This is a genomic window from Roseomonas sp. F4 (assembly GCF_053891155.1).
Map to the genome: position 1 here is coordinate 311,503 of NZ_JBSSHK010000005.1, position 21,224 is coordinate 332,726.

Below are 21,224 nucleotides of genomic sequence, written 5' to 3' on the forward strand. Positions count from 1 at the left end.
GACCGTCACGCAGCCCACATCGGTCTGTCATCGCCCTGTCGTCGCCCGCGCCTAGCTTGCGCCGCGTCGAAGGAGACCCCCCTGCCGTGACCCTCAGCCGCCGCACTCTGCTGGCCGCACCCCTCGCCGTTCCTGCTTTGCTGCCGCGCGTGGCGGGCGCCCAGGCCGATACGCGGCCCACCCTGCGCATCGCCGTCCAGGCCCTGCCGCCGACGCTGGAACCGCTGGAGGCGATTTCCAATGTCGGGCTGCGCATCACCACCAATGTCTTCGACACCCTATGGCGCCGCGACTTCCGGGCGGAGGCGGCGCAGGGCGGCCAGCATCTGACACCCTTCCTGGCCACCAGCCTGGAACAGCGCGATCCGCTGAGCTGGGTCGCCACGCTGCGCGAGGGCGTGCGGATGCAGGATGGCGGTGAGATGACCTCGGCCGATGTGCTCTCCACCTTCGCCGCCGAGCGGATGTGGGGCGACCCGGTGCAGACCTTCGAGGGCCGGGTGAATTTCGGCCATCTCGCCGGCGTCGAGGCCGATGGCCCGCGCCGCGTGGTGTTCCGCACCAGAACGCCGGACCCGGTGATAGCGCAGCGTCTGGCGGCCTATGGCGGCTGGATTCACTCGGCCAAGGCCTATGCCGAAAGCGGCCGCGAGGGGCTGCGCACGAAGCCGATCGGCAGCGGCCCCTATCGCGTCGCCAGCTTTCAGCGCGACCAGCGCGCGGTGCTGGAAAGCCATGACGACTATTGGCAGGGCCGGCCGCCGGCGAAACAGGTGGTGTTCACGGTGGTGCCGGAAGCCTCCTCCCGCCTCGCCGGCCTCCAGGCCGGCGACTACGACCTGGTGACCAACCTGCTGCCGGAACAGGTGGAGGGGCTGGCACGGCACCCGACGCTGGAAGGCGTCGATGTGGCGCTCGATTTCGCGCACATCCTTTACTACGACACCAGCCGCCCGGCGCTGCGCGATGCCCGGGTGCGGCGCGCGCTGAACCATGCGGTGGACACGGAACTGCTCGGCCGCAGCCTTTGGGGGCCGGCCTTCCGGCCGATGACGGCGCTGCAGATCCCGGCCTTCGGGGATCTGTACGACGCCAACCGCCGCGGCTTCGCCTACGATCCCGACCTGTCGCGCCGCCTGCTGCGGGAGGCTGGCTACCGGGGCGAGGAAATCGTCATCCGCATCGCCCCTGGCTACTACCTGCAAATGCTGCAGGCAGTGCAGATCGTGCAGCAGATGTGGCAGGCGGTGGGCCTGAACACACGGCTGGAGACGCGGGAAAACCTGTCCCTCATCACACAGCCCGGCGCGGATATCCGCCCCACCTCCATCGCCTTCCGCTTCCCGGACCCGCTGGGCGGCGGCCTCGCCGTGCATCTGGCGGAGGATTATTCGCTCCAGAAGAACGGCTTCTGGCGGCCGGTGCGCTTCAACGAGCTGGTCCGCGCCCTGCGCCTGGCCAATGACCCCGCCGAGCGCAAGCGCCTGTGGCTGGCGCTGCTGGATGAGTTCGAGGTCGAGGCCCCGGCGCTGATCCTCTATCCGGTGCGCGAGTACTTCGCGAAGCGCCGCGCCATCCAGTGGCAGCATCCGCCGCTCTATTACATGGATTTCCGCGCTTCCCAGCTGCGCTTTACCTGAAAGGCCACACTTCATGTCCCGGATCGTCTTCCTCTCCGACCTGCATCTTTCCCCCACCCACGGCTTCTTCTGGGAGAACTTCCGGATCGCCTGCGATGTCGCCAATGATGCGATGGCGGAGGCGATCGTCATCACCGGCGATCTCTGCATCAACGGCCCCGACAGCGACGAGGAGATGGATTTCGCCGCCCGCGCCCTGTCGCGCCTGCGCGGCCAGGTGCTGGCCATCCCCGGCAACCACGATGTCGGCGACGAGCCGCCCGGCCAGGACCCGGCGCAGATCATCGACGGCCCGCGCTTGGCCCGCTGGGACGAGGCCTTCGGCGCCGACCGCTTCGCGCTGGATGTCGGCGCCTGGCGGCTGATCGGCTTGAATGCGCAGCTTCTCGGCTCCTCCCTGCCGCAGGAGGTGGAGCAGGTGGCCTGGATGACGCAGCATATTGATGGGGCGGAGGGCCGCCCCGTGGCCCTGGTGCTGCACAAGCCGCTGTTCATCGAGACGGCGGAGGAAGACCAGGCCACCGCCAGCTCCATCAACCCGGCACCGCGCGCGGCGCTGCTGCCGCTGTTGCAGGAGGGCGGCGTCAAGATGGTCATCAGCGGCCATCTGCATGCGACCCGGGACCGTGTGGTGGACGGCATCCGCCACCTCTGGCTGCCGGCGCTCGCCTTCCTGGGCTCCGCCAGCCATGGCGGCGTGCCGGCCATCGGCGCCGTGGTGATCGATTTCTCGGGGCCCGAGGCGGTGGTGACCGACCTGCCCCTGCCCGGCGCCGTCGCGCATGACCTGGCCGAGCTGAAGGGTCATGGCCGCTACAAGTTCCTGCGCGACATGCCGCCCTGCCCGCCGCCGGTGGAGCAGACCGTGCTCGACGACGCGGCGGAGTAGGACGCGAATTTGGCGCGACGGTGGCTGAACGCGGAAGAAAAATCTTTGTTTCCCGCCGCTATTGCTTTCAAACAGAAAAATCCTCTTCTCTCGGCGTGAATTTGTCGCCGAGAGGGTCCCGACCATGACCAAGGTCCATGTCATCCACGAAAACGACGCCTGGGTGGCGCCGCTGCGCAGTGCCTTCGCGGCACTCGGCACCCCCTATGAGGAGTGGTTCCTCGACCGTGGCGTGATCGACCTGACGCAGCCGCCGCCGGAGGGCGTGTTCTACAATCGGATGAGCGCCTCCTCCCACACCCGCGGCCATATTTACGCGCCGGAATATGCGGGGGCGGTGATCGAGGTGCTGGAACGGCACAACCGCCCGCTGGTGAATGGCCGCCGCGCCCTGCAACTCGAACTCTCGAAGGTCGCGCAGTACCAGGCGCTGGCGATCCACGGCATCCCGGTGCCGGCGACGCTGGCCGTGGTGGGGCGGGAGAATATCCCGGAGGCGGCGGCCAAGCTGGGCTACCCGATCATCCTGAAGCACAACCGCGCCGGCAAGGGCCTCGGCGTCCGCCTGCTGAAAAGCGAGGCGGCGCTGCATGAGGCGCTGTCGCTGCTGGAGGTGACCGAGGACCCGGAGGCGCATCCGCGCGACGGCATCTGGCTGGTCCAGCGCTACATCGAGGCGGCGGAACCCTTCATCACCCGCGCCGAATTCGTCGGCGGGCGCTTCCTCTATGCCGTGCGGGTCGATACCTCGGAGGGCTTTCAGCTTTGCCCGGCGGATGCCTGCAACGTGGCGGAGGGCGAGGTCTGCCCGGCCGTCGCGCCCGGCCAGAAGTTCGTCATCCAGGAAGGCTTCCAGCACCCGCTGATCCACCGGATGGAGGCCTTCCTGCTGGCCAATCATATCGGCGTCGGCGCCATTGAATTCATCACCGACCAGCAGGGCCAGAGCTTCGCCTACGACGTGAACACCAACACCAACTACAATCCGGAAGCCGAGGCCCGCGCCGGCCGCACCGGCGCCCATACCGGCATGGGCGCCATCGCCGCGCATCTGACGGCGCTGCTGCGGCGGGAGTCGCTGGCCGCGGCCGCCTGAAGGCGTAGCGGCGCGCCCCCTCCGCTGGGGAGGGTGCGCCGCGCGCGGGGCTCAGCCCCGCGACTTGGCGGGGCGGCGCCGCTGTTCCACCGCCCGCTCAAAATCCAGATCCTCGTGCCAGCTCAGATGGCGTTCCAGCGCCGCCTGCGCGGCATCGCCATCGCCGCGCGCCAGCAGGTCCAGGATTTCGTCGTGCTCACGGGAAATGCGGGGTTTTGGCCGCACATCGTGGCCCAGACCCCAGACCACCGAGAGCTGCCGCGCCACGCTGAGCCAGATGCCGTGCAGCACGCCATTGCCGGACAGGCGGCAAAGCTCCCCATGATAGGCCTCGTCGGCGGCCACGATGGCGGCGGTGTCCGATCCTTCCGCCGCCAGATGGTAGCGCTGCGCGGCCTGGCGGGCCGGTGCCAGCCGCGCCTCGGTCGCTGGCCCGCTGGCGAGCACCTCCCGCAGCGCCAGGGATTCCAGCGCGGCGCGCACCCGCATCAGCTCCGCCACCGCGCGGTTGGTCACCTGCATCAGCCGCATGCCCTTATAGGGCGTGGAGACGACGATGCCCTGGCTTTCCAGCAGTCGCAGCGCTTCCCGCACCGGAACGCGGCTGATGCCCAGTTCGCGGGCGATCTCGGCTTCCACCAGCCGGTCGCCCGGCAGGAAGACGCCGCGGGCGGCGGCGGCCACCACCGCCTCCGCCGCCTGTTCGACCATGGTGCGCGGATGCACCGGCGCCAGGCGGGGCGCCTCGCCTGTGGCGGAATCCCCGGCTTCGGGAAGATGGTCGGCCTCGGCGGTCATGGCATTCACGGGCGGGAGCCTTGGAGGAGCGGGGTATAATGTAAGGTCATTTCAACACATCACAAAGCCGGATGTCTCGCGCCATGACGACGCTGGGACAGTGATCCACAGGAAAGCTGCCCCCTTGGACGACCGGGCGATTGCGCCTAAGCACGAGGCCAATCGCCCCACCGCCAAAGCCGGGGGCGGCCAGCAGGACATGGGAGAGGGATTGTGGCAGAATCGGTTCGGATCGGCGGCCTGGGTGTGGATCTGGCCTTTCGGCAGTTCATCGAGGCCGAGGCCCTGCCCGGCACGGGTGTGGACCCGGCCCGCTTCTGGGCGAGCTTCGAGGCGCTGCTGCGCGATTTCGCGCCGCGCAACGCCGCCCTTCTGGCCAAGCGGGATTCCCTTCAGGCCCAGATCGACGCCTGGCACCGTACCAACCCGGCCCGCCCGGTCGATCTGGCTGCCTATAAGGCGCATCTGGCCGAGATCGGCTACCTGCTGCCGGAGCCCGAGGATTTCAGCGTCGGCACCACCGATGTCGATGCCGAGATCGGCCAGATGGCCGGCCCGCAGCTCGTGGTCCCCGTCTCCAACGCCCGCTATGCGCTGAATGCCGCCAATGCCCGCTGGGGCAGCCTGTATGACGCGCTCTATGGCACCGACGCGATTCCGGAAGCCGACGGCGCCGAAAAGGGCCGCGGCTACAATCCGAAGCGCGGCGACAAGGTGATCGCCTTCGCCCGCAAGGTGCTCGACCAGGCCGCGCCGCTGGCCGGCAGCGCCAGCCATGCCGGCACCTCCGCCTATGCCATCGAGGCCGGCGCACTGGTGGTGACGCTGGCCGATGGTCGCAAGGTGGGCCTGGCCCGCCCCGGCCAGTGCGTCGGCTTCCAGGGGGAGCCCTGGGCGCCCACCGCCATCCTGCTGGTGAACAACGGGCTGCACCTGGAAATCCATATCGACCGGACCAGCGCCATCGGCCGCACCGACCCGGCCGGCATCTCCGACCTGGTGATGGAAGCCGCGCTGACCACCATCATGGATTGCGAGGACAGCGTCGCGGCCGTGGATGCGGCGGACAAGATCGACGTCTATCGCAACTGGCTCGGCCTGATGAAGGGCGACCTGACCGCCGATCTGGAGAAGGGCGGCAAGACCATCACCCGCCGGCTGAACCCGGACCGCATCTGGAAGACCCCGGCCGGGTCCGCCGTGACGCTGCATGGCCGGTCCGTCATGCTGGTGCGCAATGTCGGCCACCACATGATGACCGATGTCGTCACCCTCGACGGCGCCGAGATCCCGGAAACCGCGCTGGACGCCATGGTGACGGTGGCGATCGCGCTGCACGACGTCCAGCCGCCCGGCCGCGGCAAGCGCATGAATTCCCGCACCGGCAGCGTCTATGTCGTGAAGCCCAAGATGCATGGGCCGGAGGAAGTGGCGCTGGCCGACAGCCTGTTCGCCCGGGTGGAGGATGCGCTCGCCCTGCCGCGCGCCACCATCAAGATGGGCATCATGGATGAGGAACGCCGCACCACGGTGAACCTCAAGGCCTGCATCAAGGCGGCGCGCGACCGGGTGGTGTTCATCAACACCGGCTTCCTGGACCGCACCGGCGACGAGATCCACACGGCGATGGAAGCCGGCGCCGTGGTCCGCAAGAACGAGATGAAGGCGCTGCCCTGGATCTCGGCCTATGAGGCCTGGAACGTCGATGTCGGCCTGCTGTGCGGGCTGCGCGGCCGGGCGCAGATCGGCAAGGGCATGTGGGCCATGCCGGATCTGATGGCGGCGATGCTGGAACAGAAGGTCGGCCACCCCAAGGCCGGCGCCAACACCGCCTGGGTCCCTTCCCCCACCGCGGCGACGCTGCATGCGCTGCACTACCATCAGGTGGACGTCGCCGCCCGCCAGGTGGAGATCGCGGCGGAGGGCCGGCGCGGCAAGCTGGACGACATCCTGACCATCCCCCTCGCCCAGGACACCAACTGGGAGCCGAAGGATGTGCAGGCGGAGCTCGACAACAACGCCCAGGGCATTCTGGGCTATGTCGTGCGCTGGGTGGACCAGGGCGTCGGCTGTTCCAAGGTGCCGGACATCAACGATGTGGGCCTGATGGAGGACCGCGCGACGCTGCGCATCTCCGCCCAGCACATCGCCAACTGGCTGCGCCACGGCATCGTCAGCCGCGACCAGGTGACGGAGACGCTGCGGCGCATGGCGGCGGTGGTGGACAAGCAGAATGCCGGCGACCCGGCCTATCGCCCCATGGCCCCCGGTTTCGACGGCATCGCCTTCCAGGCCGCTTGCGATCTGGTCTTCGAAGGCGCGGCGCAGCCCAATGGCTACACCGAATTCGTGCTGCACCGCCGGCGGCGCGAAGCCAAGGCCGCAGGCTGAGTTGGCAGTCCGCGCGACGGGGGGTTAGGGTGGCGGAACGATCGCTGGAGTCTCCGCCCCTGACCCGCCTCGCTGTGCTGCCGCTGCTGGTCGCCCTCGCCGCCTGTTCCTCCGCCAGCCCGGTGACGGAGCTGGCGCCCGACACCTATGGCCTGACCACCCATGCCAGCACGGCGGCCGAGGCGGCGCGCATCGGGGTGGAACGGGCGCGCGCCCATTGCACCGCCATGGGCCGGAATTTCGGGGTGACGCGCAGCGAAATCGGTGGGCGGGACTACACCATCGCCTTCACCTGCCCCCGCCCCAACCCGAACCCGTTGATGGTGGAACAGCCGCCGCCGGCCCCGCCCGCCCCCGTGCTGGTGGAGCCCGCCGGCCCCATCGCCACAGGCGCCCTGCCCCCCATGCCCGCCCCCACCGGCCTCAACCTGTACTGATAGCGCAGGGAAAGCCCTCTCCCCCTGACGGGGGGAGAGGGCTTTCCCCCTGACAGGTGCCCTCCCCCGCCGCCTGGGCGTTTTCGCCCAGGGCCAAAATGCGCTACAGCGGACGACCAAGGTCCAAAGGACCCTTTCGTGCTGCGGAGGCCTCCAAAATGCCGCAGCCGCCGGACACGGGTGGATTGATGGCGGACGAGGACTGGAACATCCCCGAGGACATGCGGCCCGATCCGGCCGATTACAGTTTTGACCTGCGCACCGCCCTGGCCTCCGTGGTCAGCCTGAAGACCCGCGTGCCAGGCGATGCCTTCTCCGCCCGCACCCTGGGCACGGAGCGGGAGGGCAGCGGCGTGGTGATCCGGGAGGATGGGCTGGTGCTGACCATCGGCTACCTGATCGGGGAAGCCGAGAGCATCTGGATCAAGACCGCCGCCGGCCGCGTCGTGCCGGGCCATGCCCTCGCCTATGATTTCGAGACCGGTTTCGGGCTGGTGCAGGCGCTCGGGCGGCTGGACGCGCCGGCGATGAAGCTGGCCCCCGCCGGACTGCCGGAGGCCGGGGTGCAGACCATTCTGGCCGCGGCCCCGCAATCCGGCCGCGCCGCGATGGAAGGCGGCGCCCTGGCCTGTTCCGTCGTCGCCCGCGAGCCCTTCGCCGGCTACTGGGAATATCTGCTGGAGGAGGCGCTGTTCACCGCGCCGGCCCATCCCTCCTGGGGCGGAGCCGGGCTGATCGGGCCGGAAGGCACGCTGCTCGGCATCGGGTCCCTGGTGTTGCAGCACCGGGATTCGAAGGGGCGCAAGCTGGACCTGAACCTGGTGGTGCCGATCGGACTGCTGCACCCCATCCTGGACGACCTTTTGGCGTACGGCCGCGTCAACAAGCCGCCGCGGCCCTGGCTCGGCGTGTATTGCGCGGATCAGGAGGAAGGCGTGGTGGTGGCCTCCGTCGCCGCCAAGGGGCCGGCGGAGAAGGCGGGGATCAAGCCCGGCGACCGGATTCTCGGGCTGGATGACAGCGAGGCGCCGGACCTGGCGGGGCTTTGGCGCAGCCTTTGGTCGCGCGGGGCGGCGGGGGTGCTGGTGAATGTGGCGGCGGAGCGGGACGGGCGAAGGCTGGTGCTGCCGGTGGTGAGCGGGGACCGGAGCAAGTTTTTGAAGGCGCCGAGGCTGCATTGATAGACGTGGTTGGTCGCTACTCTAACCCACATTCGGCGACCTTTGAAAAACGGCGACTAGCAGCACACGGACAGCTAACCTGAAATCTAAATTATTTTTTTGCCTGACTTTCGCGGTTCTTAGTTGTTGTTTTTGCATTTGCGAGATCTTGTTGAGTAAAGCTGTGCGGAAGCAAAGAATGTAACTGAAAAACCTCTGGGCTTCCATCCTCTCGCCCCACTACAATCTCGAGTTCGCCCTTGGGCGAAACCTCACTTAGAATTTGACGACAAATTCCGCAGGGCATAGTTCGTATTCCGTCCGGCCCAGCCACCGCTATCGCGCGAAATCTGCTATGTCCGCTGGAAAATGCGGTGAAAAGTGCCGTCCGCTCGGCACAGTTGGTGCCGTCAAATGTTGCGACCTCAAAATTAGAACCAGAAAAAATAGTACCATCCTGGCAAAGCAGTGCAGCGCCGACTCTAAATTTGGAGTATGGCGCTCGCGCGAACTTTCGAGCAGCTTTGGCAAGCGCAAGTAGACTGGCCGGTTGAAAGTGTGTCGAATCTCTCGGCAAATCCTTCAAACAATTGTCACGCGTAGAGACATCACCAAGTAGGCCACGTATCTGCGAGCGCAGCTCATTCACTCCGGCGCAAATAGTAGCCACTTGGTTCAGCCGCTCTTCCTGATCCGCACTTAGGGAAGAGGGAATAATGCCAGATTTAGACGAAACGATATTTACAACTCCAAAATCGCCCGGGCTGCATTTTTTGTGATCTGCGATAGGCAATGAAATCATGCCAGCTATTGGCTCTCCAGGACGCTGCTCCTGACCAGTCATGTCATGCATTAATATTCTTTTTCCTGATAAAAATGCTCGAACACAAATACCATCATTCTTTACCCGGGCCTCCTCGATGTTTTGCCGGTCCCACTGCCACGGTCGGTACAAGCTTTCATAGGATTGCGTGTCAGTGCTAAGCCACATAAAAAGCCTGCCAAAACGTCCCTCTAAATCACATTCGTAGATCATTATATTAGTTCTGAGATCTGGAGAAGGACTATCCTGAAGAATCCGGCGCGAAAGCGCGAGAATATTTCCAGTCAACCCGTTAAGAAGACCCCTGAGACGATCTGGACTAAAGTCATGAACTGGAGGCGGGGCCATCTGTGTCCCCTCTAACCCCCTTTTCAATCGCTCCAAGGCCTCTCGGGCTTCGTTCAGACGGAAAAAATAAGTGTCTAACTTGCTGATCGCCTCAGATTTTTTACTAATCCCGATATATCCACCAATGGTCGCAAGCAGTTTATTGACTTCCTTTGTCAGGGATGTCCAAGGAGTAGGATCGTACATGTTGTTCTCCCCACCCAACTGCGCGATGCTATAACAGCAGGCTCGACCCAGCGATTGCAGCTTTTTTTCGCAACGAATCCTTACCGAAACAGTAGAAGAGAACCGCCGGTTCGTCACGTCCTAAACTCCACGCCAACATGTCTCCGGCAACCCTCGTGGCAAACGGTGCGAGGAGTCGCGCCTGACCCCATGCCCCCTCAAAACCTCCCCACCCCAAACGCCCGCCCCGCGCCCCCCCTTCCGCAAATCCCCTCCGCCACCAGCCGCCCGCACACCGGCCCCAGCGTCCACCCATTGAACGTCACCGCATGGTGCAGCCCCGGCACCCTCGGGTCGCTCCCCAGAATCGGCCCCGGCACCTGCACATTCAGCCCGGTCCAGGCCCGAATCACCTGCAATCCCGCCAGCGCCGGCAGCACCGTGCTCGCCACGAACAGGTTGCCCTCGATCGACCCGGCCAGATTGCGCGGCCGCCCCGCCGCATCCAGCACGCCGGGCCAGGCGCCACCAAGCACCAGGTGCCCGCCGTCGCCCTGCTTGGCGGAAAGGTGCCGGCTGCCATGCAGCACCAGGTGGCGCATGATTTCGCCGCCCGCGGCCTCCGTCACCATCACCTGCTGCACCGCCGCCCCCACCGGAATCGGCGCGCCGAGCATCTTGGCAAATTCCCCGGCCCAGGGGCCGCAGGCATTCACCACATGGCCGGCGCGGATCACGCCGCCCGCCGCCGTCTCCGCCCGGAAGCCCGCACCCTCCCGCGCCACGGCCGCGATGGTGGTGCCGCCGCGCACCAGGGCGCCGGCGCGCTGGGTCCGGCGCAGCAGGGCGGAAAGCCCGCGCAGCGGGTCCATCTGGCCTTCCGGCGCGCAGAAGGCCGCCCCCGCGAAGCCGGGCGCCAGATAGGGGGCGACGTCCATCAGCTCATTGGCGCCGAGCACGCGGCTGTCCACGCCAAAGTCCCGCTCCATCGCCACCTTGGCCACCAGCCGCCGAAGCTGGTCCGGAGTCTCGGCCAGCATGATGCCGCCCTCCGTCCGGATGCCGAGGCTCTCGCCCGCCTCCGCCGCAATCTCGCGCCATAGCGCGACGGAGGCCGGGCCGATGGTGAGGATTTGCGCCGCCGCACTTTCGGGCCCCTCCTCCGCCCCGGCGCTGTCATAGGCGTGCAGCTGGATATGCAGGCTGCCGGCATTGGCGGTGGTCGCGCCCTGCCCCGGCTCGCCCCGCTCCGCGACAATCACCGACAGCCCTTCGCGCGCGCAGTACAGTGCCGTGGAAAGGCCGAGCGCGCCGCCGCCCACCACCAGCACGTCGCAGGTCTCGGTGGGGCCACTGGCGGGGATGTGGTGGGTGGGCAGGATCGGGCGCGGGGTGGCGGAGGGGCCCTCGAGCCATTCCGGCTTCTCCATCGCCAGCGCGATGGCCGGCACCGGCTTCAACGGTGCGCGGGGCGCGGCCCAGCCCGCTTCCTCGGAGGCACCGACGATGCGCGCCACGCTGGCGCCGCACATGCGGCCCTGGCAGCGGCCCATGCCGGCGCGCGTCGCCTTCTTCACCGCGCCGAGGGAGGTCGCGCCCTGCGCCATCGCATCCCGCAGCGTGCCGGCCGTCACCTCCTCGCAGCGACACACCGTGGTGCTGTCGGCGATGGTCTGGGCGTCGAATTCCGGCACCGCAAAAAAACGCCACAGCGCGTCCTGAAAGCCGATGGCGCGGGTCAGGGCGCGGCGGCTGGCGGTATCGTCCGGCAGGCCGGGCCGCAGGTCCCGCGCCGCCGCCAGCCCGGCGAGCCGCCCGCGGGCGAAGGCAATGCGCGCCCCACCCACCTGCGCGCCGTCACCCACCGCGAAGATTTCGGGGATGCTGGTGCGGCCGTCCTCGTCCGTCACCGTCTCCAATCGGCCGAGGCCGCTATCCACGAAGCGATGGGCGCAGCCGAGGGCGCGGGCCAGGCCGGTTTCGGGCTGGAAGCCGAGGTTCAGCGCCAGCGCATCGGCCGCGATCCGCATCTCGCCGGTCGACGTGCTGGCGCGCAGCGCGGCGAAGCGGCCCTCGCCCTCGGCGGCAATCGAGCGCGCCCCCCAGATCACCGGCACCTTGGCCCGCCGCAGCACGGCCAGGTAGCGCGCGCCGTCCCAGGCGAGGTCGGGCGCGGCGGCGGCCAGGCGCAGGGCCTGGCGCAGGCCGGCAAGGCCGGGAAAGGGCGCGGCCTCCAGCACCGCCGCGACGCGAACGCCGCCTTCCACCAGCTCGCAGGCCAGTTGCAGGTTCAGCGGGCCATTGCCGGCGATCACCACGCTGTCGCCGGGGGAAACGCGATTGGCGCGGGCCAGGGTTTGCAGGCAACCGGTGGTCATCACCCCTGGCAGGGTCCAGCCGGGAATCGGCACCGGGCGTTCATGCGCGCCGGCCGCGATCACCAGGCGGCGCGGGCGGAAGCGGGTGTTGCGGCCCTCGACCAGGGCGCCGATTTCGTCCGCCGCGAAGCCGCCCCAGACGGTGGCGCCGAAGTAGAAGGTCACGCCGGCATCCAGCGCCCTCTGGCGCAGCGCGGCGCCCTGGCGGAACTGCCGGTCCGGCGCCGCATGGCTGTGGCTGGCGGCGAGCGGTTTCAGGTACTGGCCGCCGGGCGCGTCGCGTTCATCGAGCGCAATGACGCTGCAACCGGCCTCCGCCGCGGCGATGGCGGCCGACAAGCCGGCGGGGCCGCTGCCAACCACCAGCAGGTCGCATTCCACCTGCGGCGCCTGGCCTTCCGGGCGCGTGGCGAGCGGCGCGGGATTCGCCGGCACCGCGCTTTCCACCACCATGCCCGGCGCGACCTTGGCCAGGCAGGCGCGCTGATTCGCGCGGCCGTCGATGGTGACGAGGCAATCGAAGCAGGCGCCCATGCCGCAATGCAGCCCGCGCGGCGCGCCAGAATGCGTATACCGCAGCGTCAACTCGCCCGCCGCCGACAGCGCGGCGGCCACCGTCTCCCCTTTCAGCGCGGGAATCGGGCGCCCATCGAAGGTGATGCCCATGGCTTCGGCAGAAGGGCGTATCGCGGCATGGGTCAGTCGCATGGGATGGGCTTGATGCTTTCCGGGAAAGGCTCATTGATGATGGACGTTCGCACGATGGGAGCAAGCCGATGGCCGGCGGGAAATTTCGCGGCTGCTATACCGTTTTGATCACCCCCTTCACCGAAGGTGGAGAGGCCGTCGACCTGAAGGCGCTGGAGCGTCTGGTCGAATTCCAGATCCGCGAAGGTATACGAGGCCTGATCCCGCTCGGCTCCACCGGCGAATTCTTGTCCGTGTCGCCGGAGGAGCGCACCGCGATCGTCGAGACGGTGGTGAAGACCGCCGCCGGCCGCGTGCCCGTGCTGATCGGCACCGGCGCGGAGGATACGCGGGAGGTGGTGCGCACGTCGAAGGAGGCGGAGGCGCTTGGCGCCGATGGCGTGATGATCATCCCGCCCTTCTACTCCGTGCCGACCGAGGACGAGCTCTATGTCCACTACAAGAAAGTGGCGGACGCCATCGGCATCCCCATCATGGTCTACAACAATCCCGCCACGGCGAATGTCGACCTGACGCCCAAGATCCTTGCGCGACTCGCGACCATAGAAAGCTGCCTCTACGTGAAGGAAAGCACGCTGGAGGTGACGCGCGTGCGCGACATCGTCGATCTCTGCGGCGATCGCATGGAGGTCTTTGCCGGCGTGCTGGGCTATGAAAGCGCCTGGCTCGGCGCCATCGGCTGGGTCGCGGTGTGTTCGAACCTGGCGCCGAAGCTCTCGACAGACATGTTCCACGCGGCGGCCTTCGACAAGGACATGGACAAGGCGCTGCCACTGTACCGGAAGCTGATGCCGCTGCTGCCCTTCGTCGGCGGGCCGCGCTATGTCTCCGGCACCAAGGCGGGCTTCCGGCTGATGGGCATGCCGATGGGCGATCCGCGCCCGCCGCGCCTGCCGCTGCCGGGTGCCGACATGGCGCAGCTCGGCGCCGTGCTGCAGCACATGGGATTGCTGGCCGAGGGCGCGCGCCAGGCCGCCTGAGTTCTTCAACGAGTCAAACAGGGAAGTTCAAAACATGCGTCGTCTTCTTCTCGCCGCCGCGCTGGCGGCCTTCGCCTCGCCCGCCTTCGCCCCCATCGCCTTCGCGCAAACCCCCGCCGGCTGCACGCCGCGCGTGGCGAATTCCGAGTTGGTGAAGGCCGGCACGCTGATCATGTCGATCAACCCGACCCTGCCGCCGCTGCAATTCGTCAATGCGCAGGGCCAGTTGCAGGGCCTGCGCTTCGATCTCGGCCAGGAGATCGCGCGCCGCCTGTGCCTGACGCCGGAATGGGTGCGGATCGAGTTCAGCGCGATGATCCCGGGCCTCGCGGCGCGGCGCTGGGACGTGATCAACAGCGGTACCTTCTTCACCCCGGCGCGCGCCGAGATCATGCAGATGCTGCGCTACGAGAATGCGGCCGTCGCCTTCTCCGCCGCGCGCGGCAATCCGCTGAACATCACCAGCGTCGATGATCTGGCCGGCAAGGTGGTGGGCGTGGAGCTTGGCGGTTTCGAGGAATCCCGCACCCGCGCGCTGAGCGCCGATCTGGTCGCGCGCGGCAAGGCCGCCATCACCATCCGCACCTTCGACAACTTCGCCATCGCCTTCCAGGCGCTGCGCGCCGGCCAGGTGCAGGCGGTGACGAGCGTGGATGCGGTGGCCGCGGAATACGACCAGCGCGGCGATTTCCCGCGTGTTCTGCACGGCCTGTTCCCCACGCCCGCCAGCCTCGCCATGCGGTCGCGTCCGCTGGCGCAGGAAATCGCCAAGGTGCTAACGGAGATGAAGGCGGATGGCAGCTACGACGCGCTGTTCGACCGCTACGGCGTGAGCAAGTACGAGGCGGGCTTCGAGGTGGTCGGCCCGCAATGACGGGGTGTGCGTGACCTGCGCGCTCTCCGGCGCGCGCCTGTTCACGCATGGCCGCAACTCGGCCGGCGAGCGGGTGCGCATCGCGCTGCGGCTGAAGGGCCTTGCCCTTCCCTGCGTCGATGCGCCGACCCTGCCGCGGGAGGATTGGCTCGGCATCAACCCGCAGGGGCTGATGCCGGCGCTGGTGCTGGCGGATGGACGTGTGGTGGCCCAGGCCACCGCGATACTCGAACTGATCGAGGAAGTGCACCCAAGCCCGCCGCTGCTGCCCGCCGACCCCGTCACGCGCGCCTTGGCGCGCGGCTTCGCCCAGCACATCGCCAGCGACCTGCACCCCATCACAGTGCAGCGCATCCGCCGGCACCTGCCGGAGCCGGCGCAAACCGACTGGGTCGCCCATTGGACCGCCACGGCGCTGACGGCGCTGGAAGCGATGCTGGCGCGGCGGCCGCACCCGCTGCCCTTCTGCTATGGTACCGAGCCTGGTTGGGCGGAGCTGCATCTCGTACCGCAGCTTCGTGCCTCCGCCCGTCTCGGTTGTGATCTTTCGCCTTATCCGCTGCTGCGCGGCGTGGCCGAACGCTGTGACGCGCTGCCGGCCTTCGACCTGCCGCCCCCCGACTTTGGAAGCTGAGCCGTATGCATATCTGGTCCTGGCAGGGGTTCTTCGACTACCTGTTCAATCCCTTCCTGCTGGCGGGCGCGGTCACCACGCTGTGGCTGACCGCGGCGTCGCTGTTCTTCGGTCTGATTCTGGGCGTGGTGGTGGCGCTGCTGCGGCTGTCCGGCAACAAGTGGCTGGCCGCACTCGCAGGCTTCTATTGCTGGATCTTCCGCGGCACGCCGCTGCTGGTGCAGTTGCTGATCATCTATACGGGCCTGCCGCTGTTCGGTGTGCGCTTCAGCGTGACGCAGGCCGCCCTGCTCGGCCTCGCCCTGAACGAGGCCGCCTATCTCAGCGAGATCGTGCGGTCCGGCATCTCCGCCGTGGGCCCGGGGCAGCGGGAGGCCGGGCTGGCGTTGGGGCTGAGCAAGATTCAGGTCTTTCGCACCATCACCTGGCCGCAGGCCTTCCGGATCATCATCCCGCCGCTGGGCAATTCGGTGAACGGGCTGCTGAAGACAACCTCAGTCGCCAGCGTGATCTCCATGGAGGAATTGCTGCGGCGCACGCAGATCCTGATCCAGGAGCGGTTCCTTGTGCTGGAATTGTTCCTGGCCGCGGCCTTCTGGTACCTGGTGATGACGACGGTCTGGGACCTGGTGCAGCGCCAGTTGGAAAAGCGCTACGGCCGCGCCTATGTCGGCCACGCGGCCGACAGGCGCTAGGGCCTGTGGACAGTTGGGGCCGGGATGTGGCCGGCGAGGGATTTTTCGCGCTGGGCAGGAAGACAGCGGAGCCGATGGCTATCCATCGGCGAGCATGGCTGACGCAGCCAGCGCGGAAAAGCACCGCCGGACGCGCCCGCAGCCCAACTGTCCACAGGCCCTAACGGTTCAGGCGGAGAGGTCCCGCAACAGCAGGGCCAGTTCAGGCTCCGCCACCATCTCCGCCGCCTCGGCCGGGGTAACCAGGCGACGCTCCCGTTCCGACCGCTCCGGCCAATCAGCCAGCAACCGGGTGACGCGCAGGCGATAGACCAGCACCTCGCAGGGCAGCAGCACGCCGCGCGCCTTGCGCTTGGTGTAGCCGAAGCTGCCGATCGGGTCGGGATCAGCCTCGCCCTCGACGCCTGCTTCCTCGAAGGCCTCGCGCGCCGCGCTGCGATGCGGCAGTTCGCCCGTCTCGATCCAGCCCTTGGGGATCACCCAGCGCCGTGTCTCACGGCTGGTCACCAGCACCACGCGCAGGTCGCCGTCAGCGCCGGTCAGCGGCAAGGCGGCACATTGCCGGCGCAAATCGCCCGGCCGCTGCATCAGCCCCACCGTTCCACCACCCGCCAACATCGCGCACCCCCACAAGGTATAGACAACTGTCAGATGGGGCTTTGCGCCGCAAATGTGAAGCGAGAATTACCGTCGTACCATCGAAGGCCTATACAACCCGTGATGTCATACAGATGTCATGGAGCGAGACCGAGACTTTCCAGGGCATGCACCCGCAGCTTCACCTTCTGCACCTTGCCGCTGGCGGTCATGCCGATGGCGTCGAAGCCCGGCACGATTCGCAGGTGCCGCGGCATCCGGAAGTTCGCGAGGCGCGGCTTGAGCCAAGCCAGCAGTTCCGCCTCCGTCACCTGGGCGCCGTCGCGCAGCTGCACAAAGGCGGCCACCACCTCCACCAGCCGCGCATCAGGCACGCCCACCACCTGGGCCAAAGCGATGGCGGGATGGGCGGATAGAACTTCCTCCACCTCGGCAGGTGCGACATTTTCTCCGCCGACGCGGATCACGTCCTTGATGCGGCCGACCATGCGCAGCCGGCCATCGGCATCCTGGGTGCCGAGGTCGCCGGTGCGCAGGAAACCATCCGGCGTGAAGGTCCTGGCCGTGGTCTCCGGGTCGTTCAGGTAGCCGCGCATGATCGACCAGCCCTTCACCTGGATCTCGCCGGCCGTGCCCGCGGGCAGCGCGGCGTTCGTCGCCGGGTCGGCGATGCGAACCTCCAGCCCCGCATGCGGCACCGCGCCGCCGGCGATGCGGTCGGCCACAGGCTCGCGGTGATCGGAGAGCGCGACATTGGGCGAGGCCTCGCTCAGCCCGTAGGCCCAGCAGAGATCGGTGACGCCCATCTCCTCGACGATGCGGCGCATCGTCTCCGGCCCCGCCGCGGCCCAGCCGCCACGCAGATGCAGCCGCGCGCGGTCGAAGCGCGGATGGGACATCAGAAGCTGGAAGATCGCGTCATTGCCGGAGGTCAGCGTGCAACGCTCCGTCTCCAGCAAATCGAGCGCAGCGCCCGCTTCAAACGTCGGCGGCGTCACCATCACGGCGCCGGTGACCAGGCAGACCAGCAGCGACAGGGTCGAGCCCGCGACATGGAAGAAGGGCCGGCAATTCAGGTAGCGGTCATCCGGCCGCACGCCCAGCTTCAGCGCACAGGCGGCGGCATTGCGCAGCATGTTGTGGTGCGTCAGCAGCACGCCCTTGGGATGCGCCGTGGTGCCGGAGGTGTATTGCACCAGCAGGATATCGTCCGGCGTCACCTCCGCCATGGCGGCATCCAGCGTGGCCTCCTCCACGGCATGGGCGCGGAAGTCGTCCCAGGACGGCGTGCCGGCCACGATCACATGGCGCAGATCGGGCAATTCACCCCGCACCTCCGCGACCGCGGCAGCAAAATCGATGTTGAGAAAACGGCCGGTCAACAGCACCGCCTTGCAGCGCGCGCGCGACAGGGCGAAGGCGATCTCGGGCGGCTTGAAGCGCGTATTGATCGGCACCGTCACCGCGCCGATCAGCGCCGCGCCGTAGAAGCTGGCCACCCACTTCGCGTCATTGCCCATCAGCAGCCCGACGAAATCGCCGCGACGGATGCCGAGCGCCAGCAGGCTGCGCGCCACGCCGCGCGCCTCCGTCCGCAGCTCCGCCTGGGTCCAGCGGGTGCCATCAGCCACGAGCGCCTCCGCCGCACCGCGCGTGGCGGCATTGGCATCGAGCAGGTCGGAAAGCCGCCGGGTCCAGCTCATTGGCCGGAACTCGACCCAAAGGAGGACATGGCCTTGCGCCATTCAGCGGCGGCCAGGCTGTCCTCGATGGCCATCAGCTCCGTCGCCAGCGCACCGCGCGGATCGCGTTCGAGCCCCTCGTCGATGCAGCGCTTGGCCAGTGCCAGCGCGGAGGCCGGCGCCTTCAGGATGGTGGCGGTGATGGCGGCTAGCGTTTCCGCCACCACTTCCGGCGCCACCAGCCGCGCGACGAGGCCGGCGGCCAGCGCTTCCTCCGCGCCCAGCACGCGGCCGGTGAACATCATGTCCTTGGCCAGGCGCTTGCCGAGGATGCGCGGCAGGCGCTGCGTCGCGCCCACCGTGCCCCACAGCGCCTCCGGCGTCTTGAAGCTGGCTGCCGGCGTGGCGAGGATCATGTCGCAGGCCGCTGCGATCTCGACGCCCGAACCCACCGCCGGGCCTTCGACCACGGCAATGGACGGCATCGGCAGCCGCTCGATGGATTCATAGGCCCAAAAGCCCTTTACGCGGCGCGCGCGCACCGCGTTGTCGTCCATGCCCTGGCGTTCCTTCAGATCCGCGCCGGCGCAGAACACAGGACCATTGGCGCGGATGACCACGCATTTCGCCTGTTCCGCCACGGCACGACGGCAGGCGGCGGCGAGCGCCTCGGCCAAAGCGAGGTTCAGTGCATTGCGCGCCTGCGGGCGGTCCAGCGTCAGCGTCACCAGCCCATCGGCTTCCGCATAGATCAGCGGCTCCGTCATATCGCGCCTTCCTCCCGCAATGTCGCGATGCGTGCCGCATCGTAGCCAAGTTCCGCCAGAACCTCGTCCGTATCTGCACCCAGCGCCGGTGCTGACAGCGGCGCCGGATCGGTGAATCCGTCGAAACGGAACGGCAGGCGCAGCGCGGGATGTGTCGCATCGCCATAGGCCACCTGCGCCACGCTGCCGCGCGCCTGCACATGCGGGTCCGCCACCACCTCATCCAGCGCCAGCACCGGGCCGTTCGGCACATTCGCCGCATCCAGCACCGCCACCGCCTCCGCCCGCGTCATCGCGCCGAGGGCGGCGGACATTGCCGCCATGATCCGATCGCGCTGTTCCAGCCTTTCGGCATTAGTCACCAGCCCCGCCAGCTCCGGCATACCCAGCGCGGCGCAGAGCGGCGCCCAATGCTGGTCGCTCGCCGTGATATGCAGGAAGCGATCGTCCTTGCACCGAAAACTCGCGGTGGGCACGCGGCCCGGATGTTCCGTGCCGAGCCGAGGCGGCACCTCGCCGAGCGCGAACAGCCGCGCGGCCGCGATGGTCAGCAGCGCCACCTGGCCGTCCAGCATGCTGAAGTCGATATGCGCCCCCTGCCCCGTCGCATCCCGCCCGCGCAGCGCCGCCAGCAAGGCGATCGCCACCCACAAGCCGCTGGTGAGGTCGGCGACGGGCAGCCCCGGCTTCACCGGCCCGCCGCCCTTCTCCCCGGTCAGGCCCATCAGCCCGCCCATCGCCTGGAACACCGTGTCGTAGCCCTTGCGCTGCGCATAGGGTCCGGTCTGGCCGAAGCCCGTGCAGGAGAGATAGACGAGGCGCGGATTGACCTCGCGCAGCGCGGCATAGTCCAGCTTGCGCCGCGCCAGCGTGCCGGTCGGGAAATTCTCGACCAGCGCATCGGCCTGCGCCGCCAGGTCGCGGATCAGCTGCCGCCCGCCGGGCTTGCGCATATCCACGGTGATGCTGCGTTTGCCGCGATTGCAGGCCAGGAAATAGCCGCTGGTGCCGAAATCGAAAAAGGGCTCGAAGCCGCGCGTTTCATCCCCCGCGCCGGGCTGCTCCACCTTGATGACGGTGGCGCCCAGTTCCGACAGCAGCATGGTGGCGAAAGGGCAGGCCAGCACCCGCGACAGGTCGAGAATCCGCAGACCTTCCAACGGCTTCATGCGCAAAGTCTCCGTCGTGCCGCCTCGGCCTCCGCGACCAATCGCGCAAAAACCTCGCCGGCTGGTGGGATGTCGTCGATCAGCCCGGCGCTTTGCCCGGCCTCCACCTTGCCGCGCGCCACATCGCCGTCCAGCGCTGCATCCTTCAAGGTCTGGGAGGCGACGAGCAGGGCCAGCGCCTCCTTCGCCATGCCGCCGCGCTCCGCCGCCTCGACCTCGATCGCGAAGGCGTTGCGGAGCTGGCGCACCGGCAGACCGCCGCGCCCGACCAGTGTGGTATCCGAGATGCCGGCCGCCAGCACGGCCTGCTTATAGGCGTCATGCACCGTCGCCTCCCGCGTCATCAGGAAGCGCGTGCCGAGCTGCGCACCCTCCGCCCCCAGCGCGAAGGCGGCGCAGATGCCCGCGCCATCGGCGATGCCGCCCGCGGCGATCACCGGAATCGTCACCGCCCGCAGCACAGCGCGCAGCAGCACCATGGTGGAGACCTCATGCGGCGGCGGATGCCCGCCCGCCTCGGCGCCGACCACGATCAGCGCATCCACCCCCGCGGCTTCCGCCTTGGCCGCATGTTCCGGCGCCGCCACCACATGCAGCCACTTGGCGCCCAGCGCGTGGAAGCGCTCCACATGGCCACGCGGGCCGCCCTGGCTGCCGATCAGGATCGGCACGCGCTCCGCCGCCGCGATGTCCAGGAATTCCGCCGCGCGCTTGTTGTACAACGGCACATTCACGGCGAAGGGCGCATCCGTGCCCGCCCTCACCGCGCGGATCGCCGCCACCAGGTCGTCCGGTCGCATCGGCCCCGCCGCGATGGTGCCAAGCCCGCCTGCCTGCGCCACGGCCAGCGCCAAGGCCGGGGAAGACGAAGCCCAGCTCATCCCGGCCTGCACGATCGGGTAACGGATGCCGAGCAGCGCCGGCAGGCGCGACCGGAATCCCATTTCCGCCAATTCACCCATGCATCCCGCTCCTCCGCCCTTGCATGAATGG

At 68.2% G+C, this 21,224-nt stretch carries 18 protein-coding genes; 10 read left to right on the forward strand and 8 right to left on the reverse strand.

All coding sequences use genetic code 11. The features are described 5' to 3' along the window. Nucleotides 1-86: 86 nt before the first annotated feature. The 3 genes from ACVFYP_RS21290 (at nucleotide 87) to ACVFYP_RS21300 (ending at nucleotide 3,625) form a co-directional block, all read left to right on the forward strand. On the forward strand, nucleotides 87-1,640 hold the full coding sequence (locus tag ACVFYP_RS21290; protein ID WP_499202219.1) for an ABC transporter substrate-binding protein: 1,554 nt from the start codon (nucleotides 87-89) through the stop codon (nucleotides 1,638-1,640). A gap of 13 nt (nucleotides 1,641-1,653) precedes the next feature. Next, nucleotides 1,654-2,529 carry a metallophosphoesterase family protein gene (locus tag ACVFYP_RS21295; RefSeq protein ID WP_499202220.1) on the forward strand — a complete coding sequence of 292 codons (876 nt, stop codon included), beginning with the start codon at nucleotides 1,654-1,656 and terminating at the stop codon, nucleotides 2,527-2,529. 124 nt (nucleotides 2,530-2,653) lie between these two features. Next, entirely contained in the window at nucleotides 2,654-3,625 is a 972-nt protein-coding gene (locus ACVFYP_RS21300) for an ATP-grasp domain-containing protein (protein ID WP_499202221.1), read from the forward strand. Nucleotides 3,626-3,676: 51 nt separating this feature from the next. Here ACVFYP_RS21300 and ACVFYP_RS21305 read toward each other — a convergent pair whose 3' ends face one another. Then, a complete protein-coding gene (locus ACVFYP_RS21305; RefSeq protein WP_499202552.1) occupies nucleotides 3,677-4,423 on the reverse strand; it encodes a GntR family transcriptional regulator in 747 nt (248 codons plus the stop codon). Nucleotides 4,424-4,636: 213 nt separating this feature from the next. Between ACVFYP_RS21305 and ACVFYP_RS21310 the strand changes: the two genes are divergently transcribed. From ACVFYP_RS21310 to ACVFYP_RS21320, 3 genes are all read left to right on the forward strand, one after another. After that, complete coding sequence (locus ACVFYP_RS21310; RefSeq protein WP_499202222.1) at nucleotides 4,637-6,814, forward strand: malate synthase G; 2,178 nt, start codon at nucleotides 4,637-4,639, stop codon at nucleotides 6,812-6,814. Between the two features lie 29 nt (nucleotides 6,815-6,843). After that, on the forward strand, nucleotides 6,844-7,251 hold the full coding sequence (locus ACVFYP_RS21315; RefSeq protein ID WP_499202223.1) for a hypothetical protein: 408 nt from the start codon (nucleotides 6,844-6,846) through the stop codon (nucleotides 7,249-7,251). Nucleotides 7,252-7,409: 158 nt separating this feature from the next. Further along, nucleotides 7,410-8,432: a S1C family serine protease gene (locus ACVFYP_RS21320; protein WP_499202224.1), complete on the forward strand. Its 1,023-nt coding sequence runs from the start codon at nucleotides 7,410-7,412 to the stop codon at nucleotides 8,430-8,432. A gap of 91 nt (nucleotides 8,433-8,523) precedes the next feature. On the opposite strand, the gene ACVFYP_RS21325 is transcribed toward ACVFYP_RS21320, so the two are convergent. Both ACVFYP_RS21325 and ACVFYP_RS21330 read right to left on the reverse strand, forming a co-directional pair. Next, a complete protein-coding gene (locus ACVFYP_RS21325; protein ID WP_499202225.1) occupies nucleotides 8,524-9,768 on the reverse strand; it encodes a cytidine deaminase in 1,245 nt (414 codons plus the stop codon). A gap of 197 nt (nucleotides 9,769-9,965) precedes the next feature. After that, a complete protein-coding gene (locus tag ACVFYP_RS21330) occupies nucleotides 9,966-12,833 on the reverse strand; it encodes an FAD-dependent oxidoreductase (RefSeq protein ID WP_499202226.1) in 2,868 nt (955 codons plus the stop codon). Between the two features lie 68 nt (nucleotides 12,834-12,901). On the opposite strand from ACVFYP_RS21330, the gene ACVFYP_RS21335 reads away from it, so the two are divergent. The 4 genes from ACVFYP_RS21335 to ACVFYP_RS21350 are packed head-to-tail and all read left to right on the forward strand — an operon-like array spanning nucleotide 12,902 to nucleotide 16,016. Beyond that, a complete protein-coding gene (locus tag ACVFYP_RS21335; protein ID WP_499202227.1) occupies nucleotides 12,902-13,813 on the forward strand; it encodes a dihydrodipicolinate synthase family protein in 912 nt (303 codons plus the stop codon). A 34-nt stretch (nucleotides 13,814-13,847) separates the two neighbouring features. Continuing rightward, the gene (locus tag ACVFYP_RS21340; RefSeq protein WP_499202228.1) at nucleotides 13,848-14,687 is read left to right on the forward strand and encodes an ABC transporter substrate-binding protein; all 840 of its coding nucleotides are present in this window, start codon (nucleotides 13,848-13,850) and stop codon (nucleotides 14,685-14,687) included. Between the two features lie 10 nt (nucleotides 14,688-14,697). Further along, nucleotides 14,698-15,321 (forward strand): glutathione S-transferase N-terminal domain-containing protein, encoded by a 624-nt coding sequence (locus tag ACVFYP_RS21345; protein WP_499202229.1) that lies wholly within the window; start codon nucleotides 14,698-14,700, stop codon nucleotides 15,319-15,321. A 5-nt stretch (nucleotides 15,322-15,326) separates the two neighbouring features. Beyond that, nucleotides 15,327-16,016: an amino acid ABC transporter permease gene (locus ACVFYP_RS21350; RefSeq protein ID WP_499202230.1), complete on the forward strand. Its 690-nt coding sequence runs from the start codon at nucleotides 15,327-15,329 to the stop codon at nucleotides 16,014-16,016. A gap of 168 nt (nucleotides 16,017-16,184) precedes the next feature. On the opposite strand, the gene ACVFYP_RS21355 is transcribed toward ACVFYP_RS21350, so the two are convergent. The 5 genes from ACVFYP_RS21355 to ACVFYP_RS21375 form a co-directional block, all read right to left on the reverse strand. Next, a complete protein-coding gene (locus ACVFYP_RS21355; protein WP_499202231.1) occupies nucleotides 16,185-16,604 on the reverse strand; it encodes an NUDIX hydrolase in 420 nt (139 codons plus the stop codon). A 146-nt stretch (nucleotides 16,605-16,750) separates the two neighbouring features. Next, nucleotides 16,751-18,316 (reverse strand): AMP-binding protein, encoded by a 1,566-nt coding sequence (locus tag ACVFYP_RS21360; RefSeq protein WP_499202232.1) that lies wholly within the window; start codon nucleotides 18,314-18,316, stop codon nucleotides 16,751-16,753. After that, complete coding sequence (locus ACVFYP_RS21365; RefSeq protein ID WP_499202233.1) at nucleotides 18,313-19,062, reverse strand: enoyl-CoA hydratase/isomerase family protein; 750 nt, start codon at nucleotides 19,060-19,062, stop codon at nucleotides 18,313-18,315. Before ACVFYP_RS21365 ends, ACVFYP_RS21360 begins: the two co-directional genes overlap by 4 nt. Further along, complete coding sequence (locus ACVFYP_RS21370) at nucleotides 19,059-20,231, reverse strand: CaiB/BaiF CoA transferase family protein (RefSeq protein WP_499202234.1); 1,173 nt, start codon at nucleotides 20,229-20,231, stop codon at nucleotides 19,059-19,061. The genes ACVFYP_RS21365 and ACVFYP_RS21370 overlap by 4 nt, the downstream gene beginning before the upstream one ends. Continuing rightward, a complete protein-coding gene (locus tag ACVFYP_RS21375; RefSeq protein ID WP_499202235.1) occupies nucleotides 20,228-21,193 on the reverse strand; it encodes an NAD(P)H-dependent flavin oxidoreductase in 966 nt (321 codons plus the stop codon). The genes ACVFYP_RS21370 and ACVFYP_RS21375 overlap by 4 nt, the downstream gene beginning before the upstream one ends. Nucleotides 21,194-21,224: the final 31 nt, after the last annotated feature.

Bases quoted from the DNA above. Each gene is read 5' to 3' on its own strand.
- ACVFYP_RS21295 (WP_499202220.1), top strand. From the start codon at position 1,654: ATGTCCCGGATCGTCTTCCTCTCCGACCTGCATCTTTCCCCCACCCAC.
- ACVFYP_RS21300 (WP_499202221.1), top strand. From the start codon at position 2,654: ATGACCAAGGTCCATGTCATCCACGAAAACGACGCCTGGGTGGCGCCG.
- ACVFYP_RS21305 (WP_499202552.1), bottom strand. From the start codon at position 4,423: ATGACCGCCGAGGCCGACCATCTTCCCGAAGCCGGGGATTCCGCCACA.
- ACVFYP_RS21320 (WP_499202224.1), top strand. From the start codon at position 7,410: ATGCCGCAGCCGCCGGACACGGGTGGATTGATGGCGGACGAGGACTGG.
- ACVFYP_RS21325 (WP_499202225.1), bottom strand. From the start codon at position 9,768: ATGTACGATCCTACTCCTTGGACATCCCTGACAAAGGAAGTCAATAAA.
- ACVFYP_RS21330 (WP_499202226.1), bottom strand. From the start codon at position 12,833: ATGCGACTGACCCATGCCGCGATACGCCCTTCTGCCGAAGCCATGGGC.
- ACVFYP_RS21335 (WP_499202227.1), top strand. From the start codon at position 12,902: ATGGCCGGCGGGAAATTTCGCGGCTGCTATACCGTTTTGATCACCCCC.
- ACVFYP_RS21340 (WP_499202228.1), top strand. From the start codon at position 13,848: ATGCGTCGTCTTCTTCTCGCCGCCGCGCTGGCGGCCTTCGCCTCGCCC.
- ACVFYP_RS21350 (WP_499202230.1), top strand. From the start codon at position 15,327: ATGCATATCTGGTCCTGGCAGGGGTTCTTCGACTACCTGTTCAATCCC.
- ACVFYP_RS21355 (WP_499202231.1), bottom strand. From the start codon at position 16,604: ATGCAGCGGCCGGGCGATTTGCGCCGGCAATGTGCCGCCTTGCCGCTG.
- ACVFYP_RS21360 (WP_499202232.1), bottom strand. From the start codon at position 18,316: ATGAGCTGGACCCGGCGGCTTTCCGACCTGCTCGATGCCAATGCCGCC.
- ACVFYP_RS21365 (WP_499202233.1), bottom strand. From the start codon at position 19,062: ATGACGGAGCCGCTGATCTATGCGGAAGCCGATGGGCTGGTGACGCTG.
- ACVFYP_RS21370 (WP_499202234.1), bottom strand. From the start codon at position 20,231: ATGAAGCCGTTGGAAGGTCTGCGGATTCTCGACCTGTCGCGGGTGCTG.
- ACVFYP_RS21375 (WP_499202235.1), bottom strand. From the start codon at position 21,193: ATGGGTGAATTGGCGGAAATGGGATTCCGGTCGCGCCTGCCGGCGCTG.